We start from the raw sequence: 21,371 nt of genomic DNA on the forward strand, positions 1-21,371 counted from the left end.
TACCAACTCATCCTTTCCTTAGGAGACTTAGCGAGTTAGAGGTGATGAGGCGCGATAAGTTCAACCAAGGATAAACAGTGGACATAGGTAAATATAAAATACAATAAAATCAAACACTAAATCTTACAGCAATGGTTTAAGCTTACATATGTACGCTTAACTATTTCTTTTGTGTAAGCTTGCTGATAGACTCCCCATTAATCAGGTCTAACCAGTTTTAGAGAGTCTTATGCCGCCACAGCCCTTGCCGCCACAAACCATGCGGCACCAAGAGATCAGCCTGAGCGACCAGTCCAGCTTAGTTACGTCGGTCGCTCCCTATAGCCGCTCGGAAGAGCTGGCAAACGCCCTCAGCCATGGCCTGGGGGTCGTCGCAGGTATTCTGGCACTGGTGTTTTCGCTGCTCAAGGGGTGGGACAGGCTAACCGATCTACAACTTGGCGGATTGGCGCTCTACTGTTTAAGCATCATACTCCTGTTTCTCTGCTCGACTCTCTATCACAGCGTCTCGGCGCCTGAATTAAAACATAGGCTCAAGATAGCCGATCACTGCGCCATCTACCTGTTGATTGCCGGCACCTACACCCCTCTGATGCAGATCCTGCTCGACAGTGTCGAGGCCGATGCTATTCTCATCGCCATCTGGTGTCTGGCTCTCGGCGGGATCCTGTTCAAGACGCTGTTTATTCATCGCTTCAAGATCTTTAGCCTGGTGCTCTATCTGGTAATGGGCTGGTTGTGTGTCATAGTGATGAAGCAGCTGCTTGCGGCCATGAGTCCTCTGGGGTTTCAGCTACTCCTGGCAGGCGGGATCTTCTACAGTGTCGGGGTGATCTTCTATGTGGGTAAACGCATCCCCTATAATCATGCCATCTGGCACCTGTTTGTCCTTGCCGGTGCCCTCAGCCACTTCTTATGCGTCTATCTAACGGTGATCTAGCATAAAGGCATCAAATGCCTCGTCGAGCTGCAGCGCCTCCTGGCTCATATCCAAACTCTTCATCAGGCTAATGATGCACTCTATGGTGCAAAGCCCCTGAGATAGCTGATTTCGCCTCAGACGATAACGTGACGGTTCGCTCTCCTGCAACGTAAGCCTCCTCGCTGCTTGCAAATAAGGACTCTGGCGCACCATCTTTCTGGCCTCCTGCCAGGTGCCATCGAGAATGATCACCTGAGGCGCGCCCCGCTCCCCCACTTTTTGGGCTAGAAGTTGTTCGGTCGTGATAGTCTCATACACGCCCGCCCCATTGTCCCGTTCACCCGCCTCATTCTCCTTGGGAAAGAGCAACAGGGCGTCACCCGATTCACAGGCCTGTTTTATTGCCTCGTCGGGCGCAACCCGCGACCAAGGCACACGGCGGCACAGCTCAGGGAAAGCGGCTAACGCCAACTGACCTGTGTTGCTAGGACGCTCATATTCCCGCTCGTGTGTTAGTAAGACAAACTTCACTCATCTCTCCCTGCCGTTTCGCTGGTATTTGGCACAAAAACTCACGCCTAGTTAAGCCAAAGGCGATGAGTATACCTCAAAGGGCCAGGACGAGAACAATGGCAGGGGCAACACCGAGATGACTGTACTCACCCTGGGTAAAATGATTAACACACGGCCACTAACGAAAGTCCCTCGAGCTCGATTCAAAATCATTCACCATAGCAGATAGATCCTCCAGCCTGCCCGCGATAATGTGCGACACGCCAGAGTGAGTCTCTAGCACTCCGGTTACCTTTAAAATTTTTGATGTCAAAAATGGCTGACGCTGCTCTCTGGCCGTGGCGCTCCAGACGATCACATTGATGTTGCCTGTCTCATCTTCTAACGTCACAAAGGTGACTCCTGAGGCGGTCCCGGGACGCTGACGCCCCACCACAACGCCCGCCACACGCACAAGCTGCCCGTGACGGCACTTGACTAACTCGCAGGCGCGGCGACAACCCTCAAATGGCGCCAGCCCTCTGAGCTGAGCCATCACATGACGCCCCAGGCTGAGCCCCAGGTGACGATAGTCACTCTGCATGGCCGCCATCTCACTGGGTGGCGCCAAGGCCACCTGACTGGCGACGGGCGGCAGGTCATCGAAAAGCGGAAGACTCGGCTGATAGGCGCTGAGTTGCCAACGCGCCTGATACCTATGCCCGGCCAGCGTCAACAGGGCATCGGCGCTAGCCAGCAAGGTCAGACAGCCCTGAGACAAGCCTAGCTCATAGAGCTGCTCGCCCCGGGTAAAGCCGTTTTCGGGGCGCGCCGCGATAAGGGCTTTTACCTCCTCCCGCCTCAGCCCCTTAACCTGTCGAAAGCCCAGGCGTATCGCGGGCTGCTCGGCTTCCGGCAAGATCACCAGGCTATTATCCCAGTCACTGTGATTGACACACACCGGCAGCACCATGACGTCGTGGCGCTGCACATCCTGAATAAGCTGTGACGGGCTATAGAAGCCCATGGGTTGACTGTTAAGCAAGGCGCAGCAGAAGGCCGCCGGATAATGATGTTTAAGATAGGCCGACACATAGGCCAGCAGGGCAAAGCTGGCGGAGTGGGACTCGGGAAAACCATACTCACCGAAGCCTTTGATCTGCCTGTAGATCTGCTCGGCGAATGTCTGGCTGTAACCCCGCGCCGCCATCCCCTGGAGCAGTTTGGCCTCAAACTTATCCAGCTCACCGGTGCGCTTCCAGCTCGCCATCGCCCGGCGCAGCTGATCCGCCTCGCCGCCACTGAAACCTGCGGCCACCATGGCCAGCTCAATCACCTGCTCCTGAAAGATAGGCACTCCCATGGTGCGGGATAGCACGGATTCGACTGCCGGGCTGGGATATTCCACCGCCTCCAGGCCATCCCGCCGTCTCAGGTAGGGATGCACCATATCCCCCTGAATTGGCCCGGGCCTGACGATGGCGATCTGCACTACAAGGTCGTAGTAACAGGCTGGCTTAAGCCTTGGTAGCATGGCGCTCTGCGCCCGTGACTCGACCTGAAACACCCCTATGCTGTCGCCCGCCTGCAACATGCGATAGACCTCGGCCTCCTCCCATGTCACATCGGCCATGGAAAAGGCTTTCTCTGGGCGACTCAACAAGGCGAAGGTCTTACGGATCGCCGTCAGCATTCCCAGAGCCAGGATATCCACCTTCAACAGACCCAGGCTCTCCAGGTCATCCTTATCCCACTGGATCACTGTACGATCCGCCATGGCCGCATTTTCAATGGGCACCAGCTCAGACAAAGGCCCTGCGGAGATGATGAAACCTCCCACGTGCTGGGACAGGTGACGGGGAAAGCCTATCAATGTCTGCACCAAGGGCAATAACATGCGCCCGCGGCCAGCTTCTGGCAACATGGTGGCTAGCTGAGCCGTCCAGTGATGCTTGGGATCCCGGCGATCGATATTCTTTACCATCAGGGCGACCTGCTCGGCATCTATCCCCAGCGCCTTGCCCACATCGCCCATGGCACTCTTGAAGCGGTAGCAGATCACAGCGGCGGCCAGTGCCGTACGCTCACGACCATATTTACGGTAGATATACTGGATCACCTCCTCGCGCCGCTCATGCTCGAAGTCCACGTCGATATCCGGTGGCTCGTTACGCTCCTTGGAGATGAAGCGTTCGAACAACATGTTGATCTTGGTGGGATCCACCTCTGTGATCCCGAGGCAATAACAGACCACTGAGTTGGCGGCAGAGCCCCGGCCCTGATAGAGGATCTGCTGGGACTTGGCGAAGCAGACAATGTCATAGATGGTCAGAAAGAAATACTCATAGGCCATCGCCGCGATCAGCTCTAACTCCTTCTCATACTGCGCTCTCACCTTCTCTGGCACCCCATTGGGGAAGCGTCGCCTGGCGCCTTCACGCACCGCCTGCGCCAGATAGTCGCGGGCCTGCATGCTGGCGGGCACCACCTCGGCCGGATACTCATACTTGAGCTCATCCAAGGAGAAATGGCAGCGACGAGCCAAGGCCAGGCCGTTGTCGATCCACTCTTGCGGATAACGTTTACGCTGCGCCGCAATCGGCTTGAGGCTAGCCTCGGCGTTGATGGAACACAGTGCCGCGCCACTATCGAGATCCCGCCCATGGGCGATACAGGTCAAAATATCCAGCAGCGGCTGACGCTCAGCCTCGTGCATACGCACCCCGCCAGCCGCCACGCAGGGAATGTTCTGGGCCTGACTCAGCCATTGCCACTGCTGCAGGTTAAGCGCCTCCCCCGGCAGCAAGAGCCGCTCCATCAAGAAATGCAGACGATCCGAAAAGGCTAAAACCAGCCGCGAGGCTAGGCTCGCTATGTGCTCACGGTAGCGGGACAACAAACTAGGCTCATCGCTTTGTGCCGTATCGCCCCCTGCCAAGTCACTCCTAACCTCGTCACTCTTTGCGACGTCAGCCTGCCTAAACTGCGCCAGCGTGGGTGGGCGCCACAGTAGCAGGCTGTGCTGCTGAGCCAAGATAGCCTCTAGGCTCACCCTGTACTCGCCCTTGCCCTGGCTTCGCCTGGCTTTGGTGATCAGGGCGCTGATCTCGCCATAGGCCAGACGGCAAGGCGCCAGCAGCACAAACAGTCCCTGGTCGAGATGAAACTCGGCGCCCAGGATCAGCTTAAGATCGCAGCGTTTGGCCGCCTCATGGGCCTTGACCACACCGGCAAAGGAGCATTCGTCGGTCAGCGCCAATGCCTGATAGCCAAGACGCTTGGCCTGCTCCACCAGCTCATGGGGATGAGAGGCACCGCGCAGAAAGCTGTAGTTTGAGAGGGCGTGTAATTCGGCATACTGTAATTCGGTGTACATTAGCCAAACCATCCCTGCAGGAATAACCCCTCAGGCGAGCGAAACACCCAGCAGAGTCCCCCCTGATGCATGCGGGCAAGGTAATAATCCCGCGGCGAACTCGCCGACCAGGGGCTATGCAGCCGCTCCGGCCCCTTGAGCAGACTCACCAACTCCGGCTCCAACGGCTCTGGTTGGCGCAGTAACCAAGTGGGCCGGATGCGGCCATCACACAGGCCGTGAAACAGATCTGTAAACAAGCTAGCCTCCTCGCTCAGCGCACGGGTCTTGCCCTGATAGCTGGCCCTCGGCTCGGCGCACCGGTTGAGCATTTGATTCTCAAGCTTTTGACTAGCAACATCCTGAGCCGAGCACTTTCGCCTCCGGGCATCCGAACGACTTTGAGAAACTGACCCGCTCAGGGAAAGCGAGCGAGTCTGCCAGCTCAGCTCCGGCAGGTGGTGACTGCAGCTCTCCAGTCCCTTGACCTTATCTGCACCTAGACGCGCCTCCAGCAGTGAGATCAGGCGCATGCAGACATCACTCTTACCTTCGCCTTGCCACCAATTGGGTGTCTGCACCGATAACGCCACCAGGGTATCGGCCTGGATCGCCAGACTGATCACCGGCGCTGCCAGGGTGAGGCTTTCTAGCTGCACACGGCAGAGTTTCAGCAAGGCATCAGCCCTATGCTCGGCGAAGGGATAACGGATCTCGCAGCACAGTGGCGCCAGACTCAGATCGCGAAACACTAAGGTTAGTGACAGCGCCAGCACCGCCTGCTGGCGCTGCACCAGGTAGGCCGATAGGGTCCCTAGCATGCGTCCGAGGGGAAAGGCCAGGCCCTCTAGGTGGCTCACCTCATAGAGCAATTCAAGCTTATGGCGATACGACTCTGGCATCTGGTAAAACTCATGCACCTGGGGTAGCTGTCCCTTAAGCTGAGCCAGCAGGGTCAAGACACTCTCGCCAAAGCGCTCACCAAGCTCCTTGAGGGGCAAGGCGAGCAGCGCCTCAACCTGGGTCAGCCCCATATTCTCGCAGGCCTGCAGCACATGCCCCGGCAGTGGCAAGATAGGGAGCGGCAGGGGCGCGACCTGTTTGAGCTCGATCTGCTTAAGGTCGAGCTGAGGTAAATTCACCTGAGACGCCCCCACTTGATCATCTATCGATTGCGCTTTGGTTTCTTCTCCTTGGGCTTCCTCTTCTTTTGCTGATTCTCTACCTTCTCGTTTGGCGAGACATGCGGATACTCTGGCAGCTCTTTCTGGCTCAGGGTGCCCCTTGTCATAACACACTGCATCTGCAGGCCAGGTAAACGGCAGATACCTGGCTCCCAGCTGAGCCAGTAAGGCATTCTCCCCCAGGGCAAACTGACACTCGAGCCCATAGCCCTCAGCGGCCTGTTGATACTGACTGATGAGTCTGTCCAGACCGCCGAAGATCTTCGCCATGGACCCCACCTCCAGCAGCAGTGTGTCTGTCACACTCGGCCTATTCGGCTGTGTCTGTTCGAACGGACAGACAGGCGGCACGACCCTGGCACTGTAGCCATAGCTCCACTGACACAGCCAATGGCTGGCCTCCTGACTCAAGTAGGGCTCAAAGGCCAGCAGGTGCAGCGATGAACAGAGCGCCTGAGCAGTAGCCAGACTCTGCCCCGCCTCCACGCCCAGCTTAGCCGCGGCCCTCGATGCGATCAGGATCTGACCCGACTGACGCTCGAAAAGGGCCAACTCGCAGCCTTGGGGCAAGCCTTGATGATAGCTTTGATACTGAAGTAACCAGTGGGGAAAATAGACCGCCAGCCACAACATCTAAACGCTCCAGGGGCCTTGTAAGATCTGACCGCTCTGCTGCTTATCCAGCTCCTGCTGTTTAGCCATATCGAGCATCAGACTCTGGGCCAGCAGCTCAGGCAGCAGGGATAAGGAGAAGCGCGGCGCCGGCCAACCACCACGGCGCTTTAGAATATCCACCTGGGTCTCGAGAAGCCTATCGTTGCCTTTTTTTGTGCTGGCTTCTGTGCTGGCTTCTATGTTAGTTCCTATGTTGATTGCTGTGCTGGGTTGCAAGGCGATCCGCAGTGGCACGGGATGAGCCTGCTCCTTGACCTTGCTTGGTAGATAACAGAGACACAGACTCTCGCCCTTCTCGCAGGCAAGCTGTAAACGTCTGGCCTGACCGACGCTGAGATCCTCGAGCCAACATAAGACCAGAGGCGAGACCCCGCTGGTTAAGATCTGCTCGAGGGCCCATAGCAGCTCCTTCGACGTCTGAGTATCGACCCACAAGAGACGGCTGATATCTATTCCCTGCATCGCCAGCGACTGTGGGTAAGGCACATGTGGCGGCGCCACCAGACTCACCAACCCGGCAGGACTTCCCTCCCTCGACTGCCTGGGGATCAGGCGGCGCATCAGAGGCAGTGCCAGACTCAGCTCGCCAATCCCCTCACAGGCATAGAAGATCTCACACAGCCCCTGACTGGGCCAGCCTCCCTGACCCAGATGGCGATTAAGCTCGGGATAACCGCTATCTTGCCCCTCTTGTTCGGGATGATAGGCGTCGCCGCGCCAGAGATCGCTGCGCTGGAGTAAACGTTCAAGTTGAAGATCTGCCAAGGCCATGATGCACCCGCTCTCATTCGATTCGGTTCGGTTGAGCCCACTCGGCAATCGGACTATAGCTAAGGCCTCATCAAGACTAGTGCCTAAACCAAGTCCTAAACTAGGGCCTAAACCAGGGCTTAGACCAGGGCTTAGACCTGACTTAAGCTGTCGCCATGCCTGACGTCCGAGCAACACTCAACAGAAATATCGCACAAATACTGTATATAAACACAGTATATTTATAAATTGGCAGATCGCAAGCAGAGAAACCTAAGATTGGAGTGGAAAATCATGTCAAAGCATCGAGCCAGCAAGCTACAGACAGGCACAAAAAAACCACCCTAGGGTGGTTTCATCGGATACCGGTTATGGGTTATCTCTATTGATTAGCGGTATCAATTAGCGGTATTTCTTTACCTTCTTGAGCGCGATCTGCTGCTTGAGGGGCGAGAGATGCTCGATAAAGACCTTGCCATCGAGATGATCCATCTCATGCTGCAGGACGATAGCCAGGAAGTCATCGCTCTCGATCTCAAAGGCCTCTCCCTGACGATTAAGCGCCTTGACCTTCACTTTCTCGAAGCGTGTCACCTTGGCGCGGTAGCCAGGAATAGAGAGACAACCCTCCTCGCCGACGATCTCGCCCGAACGCTCGACGAATTCTGGGTTGATCACCACCATGGGCTGATCGCGCTCCTCTGACAGATCGATCACTAAGATGGCGTGTTCGCTGCCCACCTGGGTAGCGGCGAGCCCTATGCCGTCGTCTGTGTGGTACATGGTTTCGATAAGATCATCGATAAAACCTTGCACGGCGGCAATGTCTTCTACGGGCTTGGCCTTACGTTTTAGGCGCTCATCGGGAATGGTCAATATATCGAGTACAGGCATAGTCTCAGGTTCTGGTTAATCAAATTAGGCATATAAAGTGGCGCCATTATGACCTAAATCACATTAAAGGCAACCGCAATCGGGTTTTCCCTTTAGGCTAAAGCCTGCCGCCGACTTGTATTTTATCGCCCAAGCCGATAGCATGACCAGACAAAATGTATACAATATACGAGCATAATAATGACGAACCCCATACGTACCCCCTTGCCCAGTACCTTCTATGTGGCCAATACCATGGAGATCTTCGAGCGTCTCGCCTGGTATGGCTTCTTTACCCTCTCCTCCCTCTACATGACCTCTCCCGCCCACCAAGGCGGTTTAGGTTTTAGCGAGCAGGAGCGTGGCCTGCTCCAAGGGATGATCCCCTTCTTTCTCTATCTGTTTCCCGTGCTCACAGGTGCCCTTGCCGACCGCTACGGCTACCGTAAGATGTTTCTAATCGCCTACGCCATTATGTGCCCCAGTTATTTCCTCTTAGGCCAGGTGACTAGCTTTAGCGGTTTCTTCGTCGCCTTCATGGGAGTCGCCATAGGCGCGGCCTGCTTTAAACCTGTGGTGACAGGCACGGTGGCGCGCACCACAGATCATACCAACCGCGGCCTGGGTTTTGGCATCTTCTATATGATGGTCAATGTGGGCGGCTTCCTCGGCCCCTTCATCGCAGGTTATGTCCGCGCCATCAGCTGGGACTGGGTCTTCATCATGTCGGCTATCTGGATAGGCATTAACTTCATACCGGCAACCTTCTTCTATCGCGAGCCGACGGATCCCCACCAGCAGCGGGGCAAGCCGCTATCTCAGGTAGTGAGAGACATCCAGGAGGTGCTGGGCAACGCCCGTTTCGCCCTGCTGTTTTTCGGCACCTTAGTGATCCTGCTCTCCTACGGCGCCAAATGGATCAGCGGCGAGCAGTGCCTGACCATCTACCTGGTATGGTTTAGCCTGCATCTAATCTGGAACGCGCTGGCCAAGTCCGATAAGCAACTGCCCTGGTATAAACAGAAGATAGCTCTGGGCAACAAGCCCTTCGTCATCTACCTGCTTATCCTCTCCGGCTTCTGGATGGTCTATCAGCAGATCTTCATCACACTGCCTATCTATATCCGTGACTTTGTGGATACCTCAGACCTGGTCGCCATGCTCGCCCCCTGGCCCGGGCTGCTCGACTTCTTCGCCCCCGTGGATATGACACTGCTCAGCGATGAGCTTCTAGGCGCCGCAAAAAGCTACGTCGCCGGTAGCCTGAGCCTTTCCGAGGCCTATTTCGACTTAGTTCATGCCAAGGTGATGATCCCAAGAAAGGAGCTAGCCACGGCCCTCGGCGCCATCGCCCAAAGCCCAGAGCTGGCCAGCCAATATAGTCAGCAGTTTGCCCTGCTGTATCGTCAGGTGAACCCCGAGTACCTTATCGGCTTGAACTTCCTCTCCATCGTACTGATGCAGGTGATGGTGAGCCGCATCGCCGAGCGCTTCAGTCCGCTACCTGTACTGGTGGCCGGCACTCTCATCCTGGCAATGGGCACGGCGCTGGGTGGACTGGCCCACGGCATACTCATGGGCGGCGCCATGGTGCTCACCTCTATCTTAGTCTTCTCCATCGGCGAGATGGTGGCATCCCCCAAGAGCCAGGAATATGTGGCCAGCTTTGCCCCCCAAGATAAGAAGGCGATGTTTATGGGCTACTATTTTGTCTCATCGGCCATCGGCTTCCTGCTGGCGGGGCCGCTATCTGGCTATCTCTACGCCGAAGTCGCCAAGGGCGCCGGGGAGCCTGCCCTCATGTGGTACATCATAGGCGGCTTCGGTCTGCTGGCGGCCATAGGCCTGGTGCTATTTCACCGCTTGGGCGCACGGCAACAGGCTCTATCGCCGGCGCAGCCCACCACAGTGAGCGCACAAGGCTAGTCGTAAACGGGCTAACAACAGGCACAAGTTAACCCCTGCCAAATGAATAGGCAGGTCTTCTATATGCGGACCTGCCTATCGCCTCTCCCCACCTTAAACCTTAGATATTACGCAAAAACTGGTTTACTATCAGAAAAGAGCCAGTGACGATGGAATCTGGCTCAAGGCCGTCTTAAGCATGCTCTTGGCTATGCATGACTTCAAACCGTCACCCTTGAAATAGAGATGGAGTAAATGTGAATCAGACACAACTATCGCCCATGGCCAAGATATGGCATGTGGTTGCCCTGATCCCCGAGGGGCATGTCAGCTCCTATGGCAAGATAGCGGATCTCGCGGGGCTTCCCGGGCGGGCACGTTATGTTTCCCGTGCTCTGAAAATGGCGCCCGATGCATTGCAGCTCCCCTGGCATAGGGTGATCAACAGCCAAGGCAAAATAGCCTTTCCCGAGACCAGTCCCCATTTTATCGAGCAGATGCAGAAATTAAGAAGTGAAGCAATAGAAGTGAACCGAGGTAGAGTTAAGCTGTCCAAGTATGAGTGGCAGCCGGATCTGGCGACCCTAGTGTTTGCATTACCCTTTTAACCTACTGTTACCGGGAGAAGGCCTTGTCGATATTCAAATCTGCATTCATGATTTCATCTTTATGTGCAGTCGCCCTCACCGCGCAGGCCGATGAATACCCCTTGACCCCCCACACCGCCGAGTATCAGGTGAACTACGGCAGTATAGAGCTGGGGAAGGCGCGCTATCAACTGCCGGCGCCTCAGGGCAACTTATACCAATACCGTTTCGATAGTGATGTCAGCCTCTTGATGCTATGGGACAAACGCACCGTCACCAGCACCTTCAGCAGAGAGGGAGAGCAGCTGATCCCCATGCGCTATAATCACAACCGTAGCGGTACCGGCTCTGACTATCAGGAGCAATCCGCCTATGTACTGGATCAGGAGCTGGTGCACAGCCGCTACAAGGATGAGCGGGCTAAATTTCCTTACACCACAGATCTCTTCGATCCCCTGATGGTTCAGCTACAGTTTAGGCTCGATATCATGAAGGGTAGCGATAAACTGCACTACAAGATGCTCAAGAGTGGCGAGATAGATGAATATGACTTTAAGGTCGTTAGCAAGGAGCGCATGGTGATCTCGAGCGGCACCTATGAGACGGTCAAGATAGAGGTGGTAAGAGACAATGATAAACGCCAAACCTTTTTCTGGATGTCACCCGAACTCGGTTATCTGCCAGTCAGGCTCACCCACTTCGAGAAGGGCAGCAAGCAACTGGATATCACCCTGCTGAACTATCATTACAGCGCGCCAGCCATGGCGCAGAACAATGGACAAGCCACAGAGCAACCGAAAGTCTCTGCCGACAAACAAGCCCAGATTCAGCCCTAGTGATACCACTGACTTCCTGAACTTCACGTCACCAACAATCTCAATATTGCATCTGAATATCAGAATCAATAAAGGGGCCAAAGGCCCCTTCTCTTTATTAAGGTTTACAACGAGTCGCCTGCTTAGCTTAACGCCTATTAACATTAGCCCTCTTGACCTAAAAGGATCTCACCCCGGGCAAACAGCTTCCACTCACCGGGCTGTAAGATGTGCCAGTTTTCATTATCGGTCAGCGGCCTAGTCGCGATGACGGTGACGATATCGTTAGGCGTGGTCTCCTTATCGAAATCGATCACCACATCGGTATCGATAAGCTTGGCCTTGCCGAAGGGGGCGCGGCGGGTAATATGGCAAAGATTATTGCTGCAATAGCTCATCAGATGCTCACCATCACTTAAGATCATGTTAAACACGCCCAGGGCACGGATCTCATCGGCCAGGGTGGCGATAAACTGATACACGGGCAAGAGATCCGCTGGCGCCTGGTCGCCGAAGCGTTCCACCACCTTCTCAAGAATCCAGCAAAACGCCAGTTCGCTATCGGTATCACCCACCGGCTGATAACGCCGCACCACAAATTTTTGCTGATAATCGCTGAGCTGACCATTATGGGCATAGGTCCAGTAACGTCCCCACAGCTCACGGGTAAAGGGATGGGTGTTTTCCAGCGACACACAGCCACGATTGGCCTGGCGGATATGGCTCACCACCACCTCACTCTTGATGGGATAAGATTTGATCAACTGCGCCACATGGGACTGACTGCTGGGGCAGGCATCCTTAAAGGTGCGGCTCCCCTTGCCCTCATAGAAGGTGATCCCCCAACCATCGACATGAGGCCCGGTGACGCCACCACGTTCTGCCAGCCCGGTAAAACTAAATACGATATCCGTGGGCACATTGGCACTCATGGCCAGCAACTCACACATAAACAGACACCTTCACTCTAAATTGCTTATCTTCATTAATTCTAACGACTTGACCTGATTTGTGGAATCCTCACCGAAACAAAAAAGTTAAACAATTGTTTGAAAAAGGCTTGTATAAAACCCGACATGGGGTTAGATTTTATGCGACACAGGTCTGACCAGCATCTATAATTGTGAGAACGGTCATATAAAAAATGCTGACATAGAGCAGCTTTCGGTCGCTATTGAAGGAGAATTATCGTGACTAGCTTACTTTGGATTTTTGTGATGCTCTTTGCGTTAGGCGCCTTAGCCTACCTAAGAGTATCCCTGCTGACCTCAACCATCGTCGCGGCTATCGTGATGGCATTGGGTACGGCAACCGCGAGCATTTCCCCCCTTGCCTGGCTGGTCTTCCTGGCCATCGCCCTGCCGATTAACATAGGCGCCTTCAGAAAAAGCGTGATCACCCGTCCGCTGCTGAAACTCTACAAAGGGATCATGCCGGAGATGTCTTCTACCGAAAGAGAAGCGATCGAAGCCGGTACCACCTGGTGGGAAGCGGATCTCTTTGCCGGCAAGCCCAACTGGAAGAAGCTACATAACTATCCGGTCGCCCGCCTAACCGCCGAAGAGCAGGCCTTCATCGATGGCCCGGTTGAGGAAGTGTGTAAGATGCTCAACCAGCATCAGGTTTCTCACCAACTCGGCGATCTGCCGGAGTCTATCTGGCAATACCTCAAAGACAACGGCTTCTTCGCCATGATCATCAAGAAGAAATATGGCGGTCTGGAATTCTCAGCCTATGCCCAGTCTCGCGTACTGCAGAAGCTGGCAGGCGTTAGCAGCGAGCTGGCCTCCACCGTTGGCGTGCCTAACTCTTTAGGCCCTGGTGAGCTGCTACAGCACTATGGCACCCCGGCGCAGCAAGATCATTATCTGCCCCGCCTGGCCAAGGGCCTGGAAGTGCCCTGTTTCGCCCTCACCAGTCCGGAGGCAGGTTCGGATGCCGGCGCTATCCCTGACTTTGGTATCGTCTGTAAGGGCCAGTGGCAAGGCGAAGAAGTACTGGGGATGAAGCTGACCTGGAACAAGCGCTATATCACCCTGGCCCCGGTTGCTACCGTACTGGGTCTGGCATTTAAGCTGCAAGATCCCGACAAGCTCTTGGGCGACAAGGAAGATCTAGGCATCACCTGCGCCCTGATCCCAACGGATGTGCCAGGCGTAGAAACCGGTCGTCGTCACTTCCCGCTTAACTGTATGTTCCAAAACGGCCCGACACGCGGTAACGAAGTGTTCGTTCCCCTGGACTTCATCATAGGTGGCCCTGAGATGGCTGGTCAGGGCTGGCGCATGCTGGTCGAGTGTCTCTCGGTTGGTCGCGGCATCACCCTGCCCTCTAACTCTGCTGGCGGCATCAAAACCGCGGCCGTGGCTACAGGGGCCTACGCCCGCATTCGTCGTCAATTCAAGCTGCCTATCGGTAAGCTGGAAGGCATCGAAGAGCCGATGGCCCGCATCGGCGGCAACGCCTACCTGATGGATGCGGTCACAACCCTGACGACCACAGGTATCGATCTGGGCGAGAAGCCTTCGGTGATCTCAGCCATCGTCAAATATCACCTGACCGACAGAATGCAGAAGTGTGTCATCGACGCCATGGACATTCACGGTGGTAAAGGGGTATGTCTTGGTGAAAATAACTACCTGGGCCGCGGCTATCAGGCGGCACCTATCGCCATTACCGTCGAAGGCGCCAACATCCTCACCCGCTCGATGATCATCTATGGACAAGGCGCGATCCGTTGTCACCCTTACGTACTGGCAGAGATGGAGGCGGCATTCGATCCTGATCCAAATAAGGCGCTAAACGATTTTGACTCTGCCCTGTTTGGCCATATTGGCTTCACCACCAGCAACCTGGTGCGCAGCTTCTGGCTGGGATTGACCTCGAGCTACTTCTCGAACAGTCCACACAAGGATAAGACCAAGCGTTACTACCAACACATGAACCGTTTCAGCGCCAACCTGGCTCTGCTGTCAGACCTGGCCATGGCAACCCTGGGGGGTAGCCTCAAGCGCAAGGAGCGTGTCTCGGCGCGCCTGGGCGATCTCTTGAGTCAGCTCTACCTGGCCTCGGCCACCCTGAAGCGTTATCAGGACGAAGGCCGTCAAACTGAAGATCTTGCGCTGGTACAATGGGCCGTAGAAGACGCCCTCTACAAGCTGCAAGACTCACTGGACGATCTGCTCAACAACTTCCCCATGGGACTGGGCCGCGTGCTGAGAGTCATCCTCTTCCCATTTGGTCGTCCACTGAAGCGTCCTAGCGATATTCTGGACCATAAGGTGGCTAAGATCATGCAAACCCCTTGTGCCAGCCGTGATCGTCTGGGTAAAGGCCAATTCTGGACGCCGTCGCCGTTCAATGCCGTCGGTATCCAGGAGCAAACCTTCAAAGATATTCTGGCCTGTGAACCGCTGCACGATAAGATCTGCAAGGCAACGGGTAAGCGTCACCCCTTCATGTGGCTGGATAAACTAGCCGCCGAAGGCAAGGCCCTGGGGATCTTGAGTGAAGAGGAAGTCGCACTGCTTGAGCGCGCTGAAGTAGGCCGCATGAAGTCGATTAACGTCGATGACTTCGACCCTGCTGAGCTCAGGGCGCAAACCTTAAGTGATGAGACCCAGCATCAAGCTGCCTAAGCAATTGGCGCAAGCTTAACATCAACTAAAAGGAGGCTATCGCCTCCTTTTTTATCTCCTCAAGCTGCCCACTCTAATATTCAACCGGTAATATTCAACCGGTAAGAGCCGAAACCTAGTCAGCCTGCCGCTTTATCGTTAGCCGTTAATCCAGAAGCTTCACACTCACCAGCTTCGACAGGTTCTGTCGATGACTTCTTCTCATCGGCTAGCTGCGCCTCAGTTAAGGCTTCTTCTGACAAGAGACTAATAAGCTCAATGCCCACGGGCAAGTCGTCGACCGCCTGTGTGATAAGCTTCACCTTGCCCTCTTGTAGATAGATAAGCGGCAAGGCACCTTCGCCATAACGCTGCTTGAAATCGGCGAAGGTAAAGCTTTCCGTCAGATTGGTGCTCTTTATCTTGCCGCCTTTGGCCATGGTACTGGCGAGCCTTGCATAGGTGACATTATCACCAAACAGGCAGAGACGTTCGAGATAGGACTCAGATAGCTGATGACGGGCGCTGTTGCCTTCACCGCTTCCCAGGCCAAACACCTTATTTTTGCCGAGAATATCCTGAAAATGAAAAGTCACCAGTGGATTGAGCTGACGATAGGGAGACAAGACCAGGAGACGACCCACACCAGTCATATCCAGCGCATTGTCGGCATGCTCAGAGGCGGGATTACCAAAATACACAGGAATATTGTCCATACGCGACAGGCGTATATTATCCCAGTTGTTGTCGGCCAAAACGACAGGCACGCTCTTTTTAATCAGTACCTTAGCCAGTTCCCTGGCAAAGGCGGATGCGCCGAAAATAAGCAGCCCCTGAGCCGAGCCCGCCTTTACACCTAAAAACCTTGCCCAGGCACCGGCCGTGAGGCTCTGGGTCACTACCGTCCCTATGATGATAAGAAATACCAGAGGCACTATCTTATCGGCGCCGGCCACCCCGAGGCGCTCAAGCTTGATGGCAAACAGCGAAGATACCGCCGCAGCGACTATCCCCCGAGGCGCCACCCAACTTAGAAACCACTTATCCGCCCTAGGCAGAGAAGTACCCACGGCGCAGCACCAGACACTCAAAGGTCTGGCGATGAACATCACCACGAGCAAAAGCACCAGCCCCTGCCAGCCCAGTTGCATCAAGGCCGTTGAATCTAACCTGGCCGCCAGCAGAATAAACAGGCCTGAGATAAAGAGTACGGTTAACGTCTCTTTAAACTCGATGATCTCGCCAATATCCACGCCGCGCATATTCGCCAGCCAGATCCCCATCACAGTCACGGTAAGCAGGCCTGATTCTTCCTGCAGCAGGTTAGAGGCGACAAAGGCGCCCAACATGATGGTGAGTACCGCCGTATTTTTAAGATAGTGTGGTACCCAGGCGCGGCGCAGCATCACCCCTATGCCGTAACCAAACAGGGCGCCAAGCCCTAGGCCAACACCTAACATGGAGAAAAGAGAGAGCAGCACATGACTGGCGGGCTCGGCGGCCACCGTGAGGTATTCAAACACTAGTACAGCCAATAAGGCGCCTATGGGGTCGATCACTATCCCTTCCCAGCGTAATATGCTGGCCAGTTGTAACTTAGGCTTGATACTGCGCAGCATGGGCACGATCACCGTCGGGCCCGTAACCACCACCAGCGCGCCAAACAACATGGCCAGCTGCCAGGAGAAATCCATGATGAAGTGGGTCGCAATGCCAATACACAGCCAGGTGATCAAGGTGCCGAGCGACACCAGATGGCTTACCATGCGCCCATGTTCACGGATCTCGGAAAAATTGAGCGTCAGCGCGCCTTCGAACAGGATCACCGCCACACCGAGAGAGATTACAGGAAACAGGAGATCGCCAAATATCGCATCGGGATCCAATAGATTAAACACTGGCCCCACAAGCAGACCACAGATCAACAGAGGGAGTATCGCCGGTAATCGCAGCCGCCAGCCGAGCCACTGGCACACAATTGACAAGATCCCCACTAACCCCAACATGGCCGTGATCTCTTCTACCATCTTTTTATCCTTATCAGACCTAAAACAACTTAGCCTTGGTAAACTCGCCGAAATGAGTAACATGAGTATAGCCAAGACCCACGACTAACTAGCGCGCCGTTCTCCCTTTGCTTGCAAGATAACACCATCAGCTCAAATGTATAGCTCGGCGTAGGCAACGCACAGGATGAAGGGTAAGCGAAGAGATGAGTCCATTGAACACAAAAAAGCCCCATCATAACTGACGAGGCTTCAATGTAGTTGGCGGAGCGGACGGGACTTAAGCCCTCGTCACCGGCATGACAGGCCGCCATGCTTTCAAGAGCGCTAACCAACTGAACTACCGCGCTTACCCAAAGTTTCTTCCGACCTGCGACTAATACTTCGCAAAGGATAACAGATACAAAAAAGCCCCGTCATTGCTGACGAGGCTTCAATGTAGTTGGCGGAGCGGACGGGACTCGAACCCGCGACCCCCGGCGTGACAGGCCGGTATTCTAACCAACTGAACTACCGCTCCTAAACTCGGATAAAACGCCTTGGCATTCCATCAAAATTAGGCACTTGACTGGCGGAGCGGACGGGACTCGAACCCGCGACCCCCGGCGTGACAGGCCGGTATTCTAACCAACTGAACTACCGCTCCACATCAAGTTGCGAAGGATAATACTTAGGCGACCTAGTCCCGTCAATAACTTTTTTCCTGAAACAAACTAATCAGTTAAAAATTCGCCAAACAAGCCTGGTTAATCAATAAAAGCGACTAGCTTTTATCCGGTGCGGGCGCATTTAGCTCGCCCTCTTCCGGCATAGTCAGATCGATCTCATCCAGGGTCGGCCCAACCTCCTTGGCCCTCTCCTCTTCTAATCGAGCCGCGGTCACCGCCAGCGCCTGCTTGAGGTTTTGCCGTTTGCGCCACACCAGCAGCGCTATAGTTCCCAGTATCAATAGACTCAGATTAATGGTGATGATCCAGAACATGGCATCATCCTTGGCTTTGGCCTCCGCAATAGCCGCCTTCTTGGCCGCGATTGCCGCTAACTCTTCCGCCGTTGGCGGCGGCTCTGGCGGTGGTACTAGGTTAAAGAACTTCTCAGGCAAGGTGAGTAGCACTTCCCTACCTGAGACTGTGGTAGCCGCAGCAATCCCCTTGATACGGTAGCTACCAAACTCAGACACCTGTGGCAAGGTTAACAGCATGCGCTTATCGCTAATGCTCTGCACGGGTAAATTTAACTGCAGGCCGGCGGGACCGACTAACTCAAATTCGAAGTGGGTGTTGTCTATCTCTAGCTGTTCATCGTCGACAAGCACCTCCACCTGCCAGCGCCCTTTTAAGTGGTCCTCTGGGGCGATGACAGACAGGGAAACCGGCATAGGCAAGAGCACTATGTCACCGCCGACCTCACGGCTAAAGACGCTATTTTTCGCGGTCACCAGGAAACGATAATGGCCCCAAGGCTGGTTGAGATTGATATCCGCGGTAAAGATGCCATCGTCGGGTGCGCCGTCTAAACCTTCGCCGTTGTCCTTATAACTGCCGACAATCAAGGTACCGGCGGCAAAGTTCTCATCACCGGGCCTGTGCTCACTGATAAATTTTGCCGTCCAATCCACCAGATAATCCAGCCCCGGCATACGCATGCGCTGCTCGTCACCCAGTAGTTTGGCGGTGATCTTAATTCTCTCCCCCTGATACAAAGGCTGTGGCATGGGGTCGACCTCAATGCCCAGCTTAGAGATCTTATCGATTTTAGATCCCTCGGCGACCTTTCCCAGCAGCTGCCAAGGCCCTGGCATGGGCGACTTTATGGTGATGATGTCGCCGCTCAGGCCATCTACCCACTGCACCGACTCTGGATGGCGGGAGACGTACCACTTACTCCCATCTGGGCGTACTATGATGACAGGCGCGCTGCCAAATTCGCGCTGTACAAACAGGGTCAGCTCATCGACCATATGATCGATTCGGAAACGATTTTTAAGCTCGCTCGCCTGAGAAGAAGGCACAACCTGGGCCGTGGCATTCCAAGAAAGCAGCAATAATCCTGAGGTGAAAATCGCGCGCAGCAGCCAATTTTTCATAGGATGACGTTTATCCTCGCCAAATACATTGTCCTGATTTTTCGACTAAATCTAATCTTTGCTCGTGCATATTCAGTTCATCGGCCGATGCGCCGATCACTTTAAGATTTGGACGATTATTTGCAAGACGTATGATGCCGCCACTCTCCTGCCCCGGCTTCTCGTTCGAGAGTTCAAACTTGGTTTGCCCACCCGTCATGATGAGATAAACATCGGCCAGGATCTCGGCATCCAACAATGCGCCGTGGAGTTCTCGGCGCGAGTTATCTATGCCATAACGCTTACACAGGGCATCCAGGTTGTTCTTCTGGCCTGGATGGAGAAACTTAGCAATCTCCAGCGAGTCCAGCACCTGACAGATATCTGTGGTCTTGGGGCCCTTAGGCGTGAGCAGGGAAAACTCGTGATCCATGAAGCTCACGTCGAAGTTCGCGTTATGTGCCACAATCTCGGCGCCGTCGATAAATTCGAGGAAGGCCGGGGCTATCTGGGCAAAGACAGGCTTATCGGCCACAAATTCATTGGTGATGCCGTGTACTGTGATCGCCTCTTCGTCGATCGCCTGCATCGGATTGATATATTCGTGAAAATGGCGGCCGGTTAGCTTACGGTTAACCACCTCGACACAGCCTATCTCGATAATACGATGGCCAAAATAGACGGCACCGGCCCCCTGGTTCATACCCGTGGTTTCGGTATCGAGAATCACTTGGCGCTTAGCATTGGAGATAATATTCATATAATTACACGCTTTTACAAAAAAATATTGGGTATACTGCAGTCCTATTTGGCTATGGTAGCAACTTGATGCACGGACTGAAACAACTCTTAATCTTTACCGATGGTTCTTGCCTGGGCAATCCTGGACCCGGCGGCTATGGCGTGGTGATGAAATATAAGGCCCACGTAAAGGAACTCAGCGGCGGCTTTGCCCTGACCACCAACAACCGTATGGAACTCTTGGCTCCCATCATGGCACTGGAGGCGCTCAAGGAGCCCTGTCAGATCGTTCTCACCAGCGACAGCCAATATATGCGTCAGGGGATCACCCAATGGATCCATGGCTGGAAGAAGCGCGGCTGGCTCACAGCCGCCAAGGAACCGGTTAAAAATGTCGACCTCTGGCAGCGCCTGGATGCTGCAACCAATCAGCACAAGATAGACTGGCGTTGGGTGAAGGGCCATGCGGGGCATATAGAGAATGAGCGCTGCGATACCCTGGCGCGAGAGGCCGCCGAGGCCAGTCCGAGCGCGGTCGATACCGGTTATCAACCCAAGGACTAACAGTTGACGGCTAATTACTTAGACCCAATTACTTAGGCCTAATTACTTAGACCTGAACTACTTGACCCGCCCTGCCGTCGGCGCAGTCGACCACTTAGGCTGACGCACCTTCTGCCTATCCATGATAGGCGTCAAGGGCGAATCTAGCTTACGGGCCACCAAGATATAGACGCTGCCACTACCGGGCAGCCAGGCCTGCAGCGCATGCTGCCAGATAGAATCGCCATGGATCTCACTAAGCAGGTGATGATAAACCAGGCGCTCATCCCCCACCACCTGATACCCCAACAGCCCCAGCCAATCCTTTACCCTCGCTGGGGTAAAGAAACGGCCACTCCAGGGAAGTTTCTCCTGACGGCTGGGAAGCATCTTACCTAAGAAGGCTGGGCTCAAGGGGTTAAAACCTATGATAAACAGATAGCCACCTGAGATAAGCACCCTGTCGGTTTCCCGTAGCACGCTATAGGGGTTGGCTTCGAAATCGAGCAACATAGAGCAGACCACAGCATCGATCACCCCATTCTGTATGGGTAGGCGTGAATACTCTCCCTGCAGGCAACACAGGGCGGTCTCGCACAGGGAGAACTCTCGACCTATCGGCAAATTGGGCTTCTCCAGGGCGTGACTGAGTGGCCCCATGCTCAGCATATGGTAGCCAAAGACCTTGGGCCACCAGGGCATCAGCTTATCCTCGATGGCCTCTTGCAGCCATAAGCCGTTGGGTAAATCCTGCCAAGCCTGGGGTTTGATCACATTCAGGGACACTGGGCACTCCGCGATTCAAATTTTCCTATTTGCCAAGGGTTTGACTATTTTAGTA

16 protein-coding genes and 2 tRNA genes are annotated in these 21,371 nt (G+C 54.7%); 6 read left to right on the plus strand and 12 right to left on the minus strand.

Translation table 11 applies throughout. From position 1 onward, the window contains the following. Positions 1-259 precede the first annotated feature (259 nt). Positions 260-940: a PAQR family membrane homeostasis protein TrhA gene (gene trhA, locus GNT65_RS02145; protein ID WP_160793641.1), complete on the plus strand. Its 681-nt coding sequence runs from the start codon at positions 260-262 to the stop codon at positions 938-940. On the opposite strand, the gene GNT65_RS02150 is transcribed toward trhA, so the two are convergent. The 5 genes from GNT65_RS02150 to def all read right to left on the minus strand — a co-directional run bounded on the left by GNT65_RS02150 (position 926) and on the right by def (position 8,272). Continuing rightward, positions 926-1,453 (minus strand): DTW domain-containing protein, encoded by a 528-nt coding sequence (locus GNT65_RS02150; protein WP_160793459.1) that lies wholly within the window; start codon positions 1,451-1,453, stop codon positions 926-928. The two genes, trhA and GNT65_RS02150, sit on opposite strands and share 15 nt — an antisense overlap. Positions 1,454-1,613: 160 nt before the next feature. After that, the gene (locus tag GNT65_RS02155) at positions 1,614-4,790 is read right to left on the minus strand and encodes an error-prone DNA polymerase (RefSeq protein ID WP_160793460.1); all 3,177 of its coding nucleotides are present in this window, start codon (positions 4,788-4,790) and stop codon (positions 1,614-1,616) included. Beyond that, positions 4,790-6,586 (minus strand): Y-family DNA polymerase, encoded by a 1,797-nt coding sequence (locus tag GNT65_RS02160; protein ID WP_160793461.1) that lies wholly within the window; start codon positions 6,584-6,586, stop codon positions 4,790-4,792. Before GNT65_RS02160 ends, GNT65_RS02155 begins: the two co-directional genes overlap by 1 nt. Continuing rightward, positions 6,587-7,399, minus strand: coding sequence for a translesion DNA synthesis-associated protein ImuA (gene imuA / locus GNT65_RS02165; protein WP_160793462.1), 813 nt, complete (start codon positions 7,397-7,399; stop codon positions 6,587-6,589). Between the two features lie 381 nt (positions 7,400-7,780). Next, the gene (def, locus tag GNT65_RS02170; protein WP_160793463.1) at positions 7,781-8,272 is read right to left on the minus strand and encodes a peptide deformylase; all 492 of its coding nucleotides are present in this window, start codon (positions 8,270-8,272) and stop codon (positions 7,781-7,783) included. 180 nt (positions 8,273-8,452) lie between these two features. On the opposite strand from def, the gene GNT65_RS02175 reads away from it, so the two are divergent. The 3 genes from GNT65_RS02175 to GNT65_RS02185 all read left to right on the plus strand — a co-directional run bounded on the left by GNT65_RS02175 (position 8,453) and on the right by GNT65_RS02185 (position 11,579). Continuing rightward, entirely contained in the window at positions 8,453-10,177 is a 1,725-nt protein-coding gene (locus tag GNT65_RS02175) for an MFS transporter (protein WP_160793464.1), read from the plus strand. A gap of 260 nt (positions 10,178-10,437) precedes the next feature. Continuing rightward, complete coding sequence (locus tag GNT65_RS02180) at positions 10,438-10,764, plus strand: MGMT family protein (protein ID WP_181006131.1); 327 nt, start codon at positions 10,438-10,440, stop codon at positions 10,762-10,764. A 47-nt stretch (positions 10,765-10,811) separates the two neighbouring features. After that, positions 10,812-11,579 carry a DUF3108 domain-containing protein gene (locus GNT65_RS02185; RefSeq protein WP_244952077.1) on the plus strand — a complete coding sequence of 256 codons (768 nt, stop codon included), beginning with the start codon at positions 10,812-10,814 and terminating at the stop codon, positions 11,577-11,579. 143 nt (positions 11,580-11,722) lie between these two features. Here GNT65_RS02185 and GNT65_RS02190 read toward each other — a convergent pair whose 3' ends face one another. Then, positions 11,723-12,508, minus strand: coding sequence for a class II glutamine amidotransferase (locus GNT65_RS02190; protein ID WP_160793466.1), 786 nt, complete (start codon positions 12,506-12,508; stop codon positions 11,723-11,725). A 240-nt stretch (positions 12,509-12,748) separates the two neighbouring features. Here GNT65_RS02190 and fadE point away from each other — a divergent pair, with 240 nt between their 5' ends. Then, entirely contained in the window at positions 12,749-15,196 is a 2,448-nt protein-coding gene (gene fadE / locus GNT65_RS02195) for an acyl-CoA dehydrogenase FadE (RefSeq protein WP_160793467.1), read from the plus strand. Positions 15,197-15,315: 119 nt separating this feature from the next. Here the strand turns inward: fadE and GNT65_RS02200 are convergent, their stop codons facing one another. From GNT65_RS02200 to dnaQ, 5 genes are all read right to left on the minus strand, one after another. Further along, complete coding sequence (locus tag GNT65_RS02200) at positions 15,316-17,202, minus strand: cation:proton antiporter (RefSeq protein ID WP_160793468.1); 1,887 nt, start codon at positions 17,200-17,202, stop codon at positions 15,316-15,318. Between the two features lie 422 nt (positions 17,203-17,624). Continuing rightward, positions 17,625-17,701, minus strand: a tRNA-Asp gene (locus tag GNT65_RS02205). 49 nt (positions 17,702-17,750) lie between these two features. Beyond that, a tRNA-Asp gene (locus tag GNT65_RS02210) sits at positions 17,751-17,827 on the minus strand. A gap of 117 nt (positions 17,828-17,944) precedes the next feature. Then, the gene (locus GNT65_RS02215) at positions 17,945-19,267 is read right to left on the minus strand and encodes a TIGR03503 family protein (protein WP_160793469.1); all 1,323 of its coding nucleotides are present in this window, start codon (positions 19,265-19,267) and stop codon (positions 17,945-17,947) included. Between the two features lie 10 nt (positions 19,268-19,277). Beyond that, positions 19,278-20,006 carry a DNA polymerase III subunit epsilon gene (gene dnaQ / locus GNT65_RS02220; RefSeq protein ID WP_160793470.1) on the minus strand — a complete coding sequence of 243 codons (729 nt, stop codon included), beginning with the start codon at positions 20,004-20,006 and terminating at the stop codon, positions 19,278-19,280. A gap of 68 nt (positions 20,007-20,074) precedes the next feature. On the opposite strand from dnaQ, the gene rnhA reads away from it, so the two are divergent. Then, positions 20,075-20,551: a ribonuclease HI gene (gene rnhA, locus GNT65_RS02225; protein ID WP_160793471.1), complete on the plus strand. Its 477-nt coding sequence runs from the start codon at positions 20,075-20,077 to the stop codon at positions 20,549-20,551. Positions 20,552-20,608: 57 nt separating this feature from the next. Here the strand turns inward: rnhA and GNT65_RS02230 are convergent, their stop codons facing one another. Next, positions 20,609-21,316: a methyltransferase domain-containing protein gene (locus GNT65_RS02230; RefSeq protein ID WP_160793472.1), complete on the minus strand. Its 708-nt coding sequence runs from the start codon at positions 21,314-21,316 to the stop codon at positions 20,609-20,611. Positions 21,317-21,371: the final 55 nt, after the last annotated feature.

The organism is Shewanella insulae (assembly GCF_009831655.1).
GTDB lineage: Bacteria > Pseudomonadota > Gammaproteobacteria > Enterobacterales > Shewanellaceae > Shewanella > Shewanella insulae.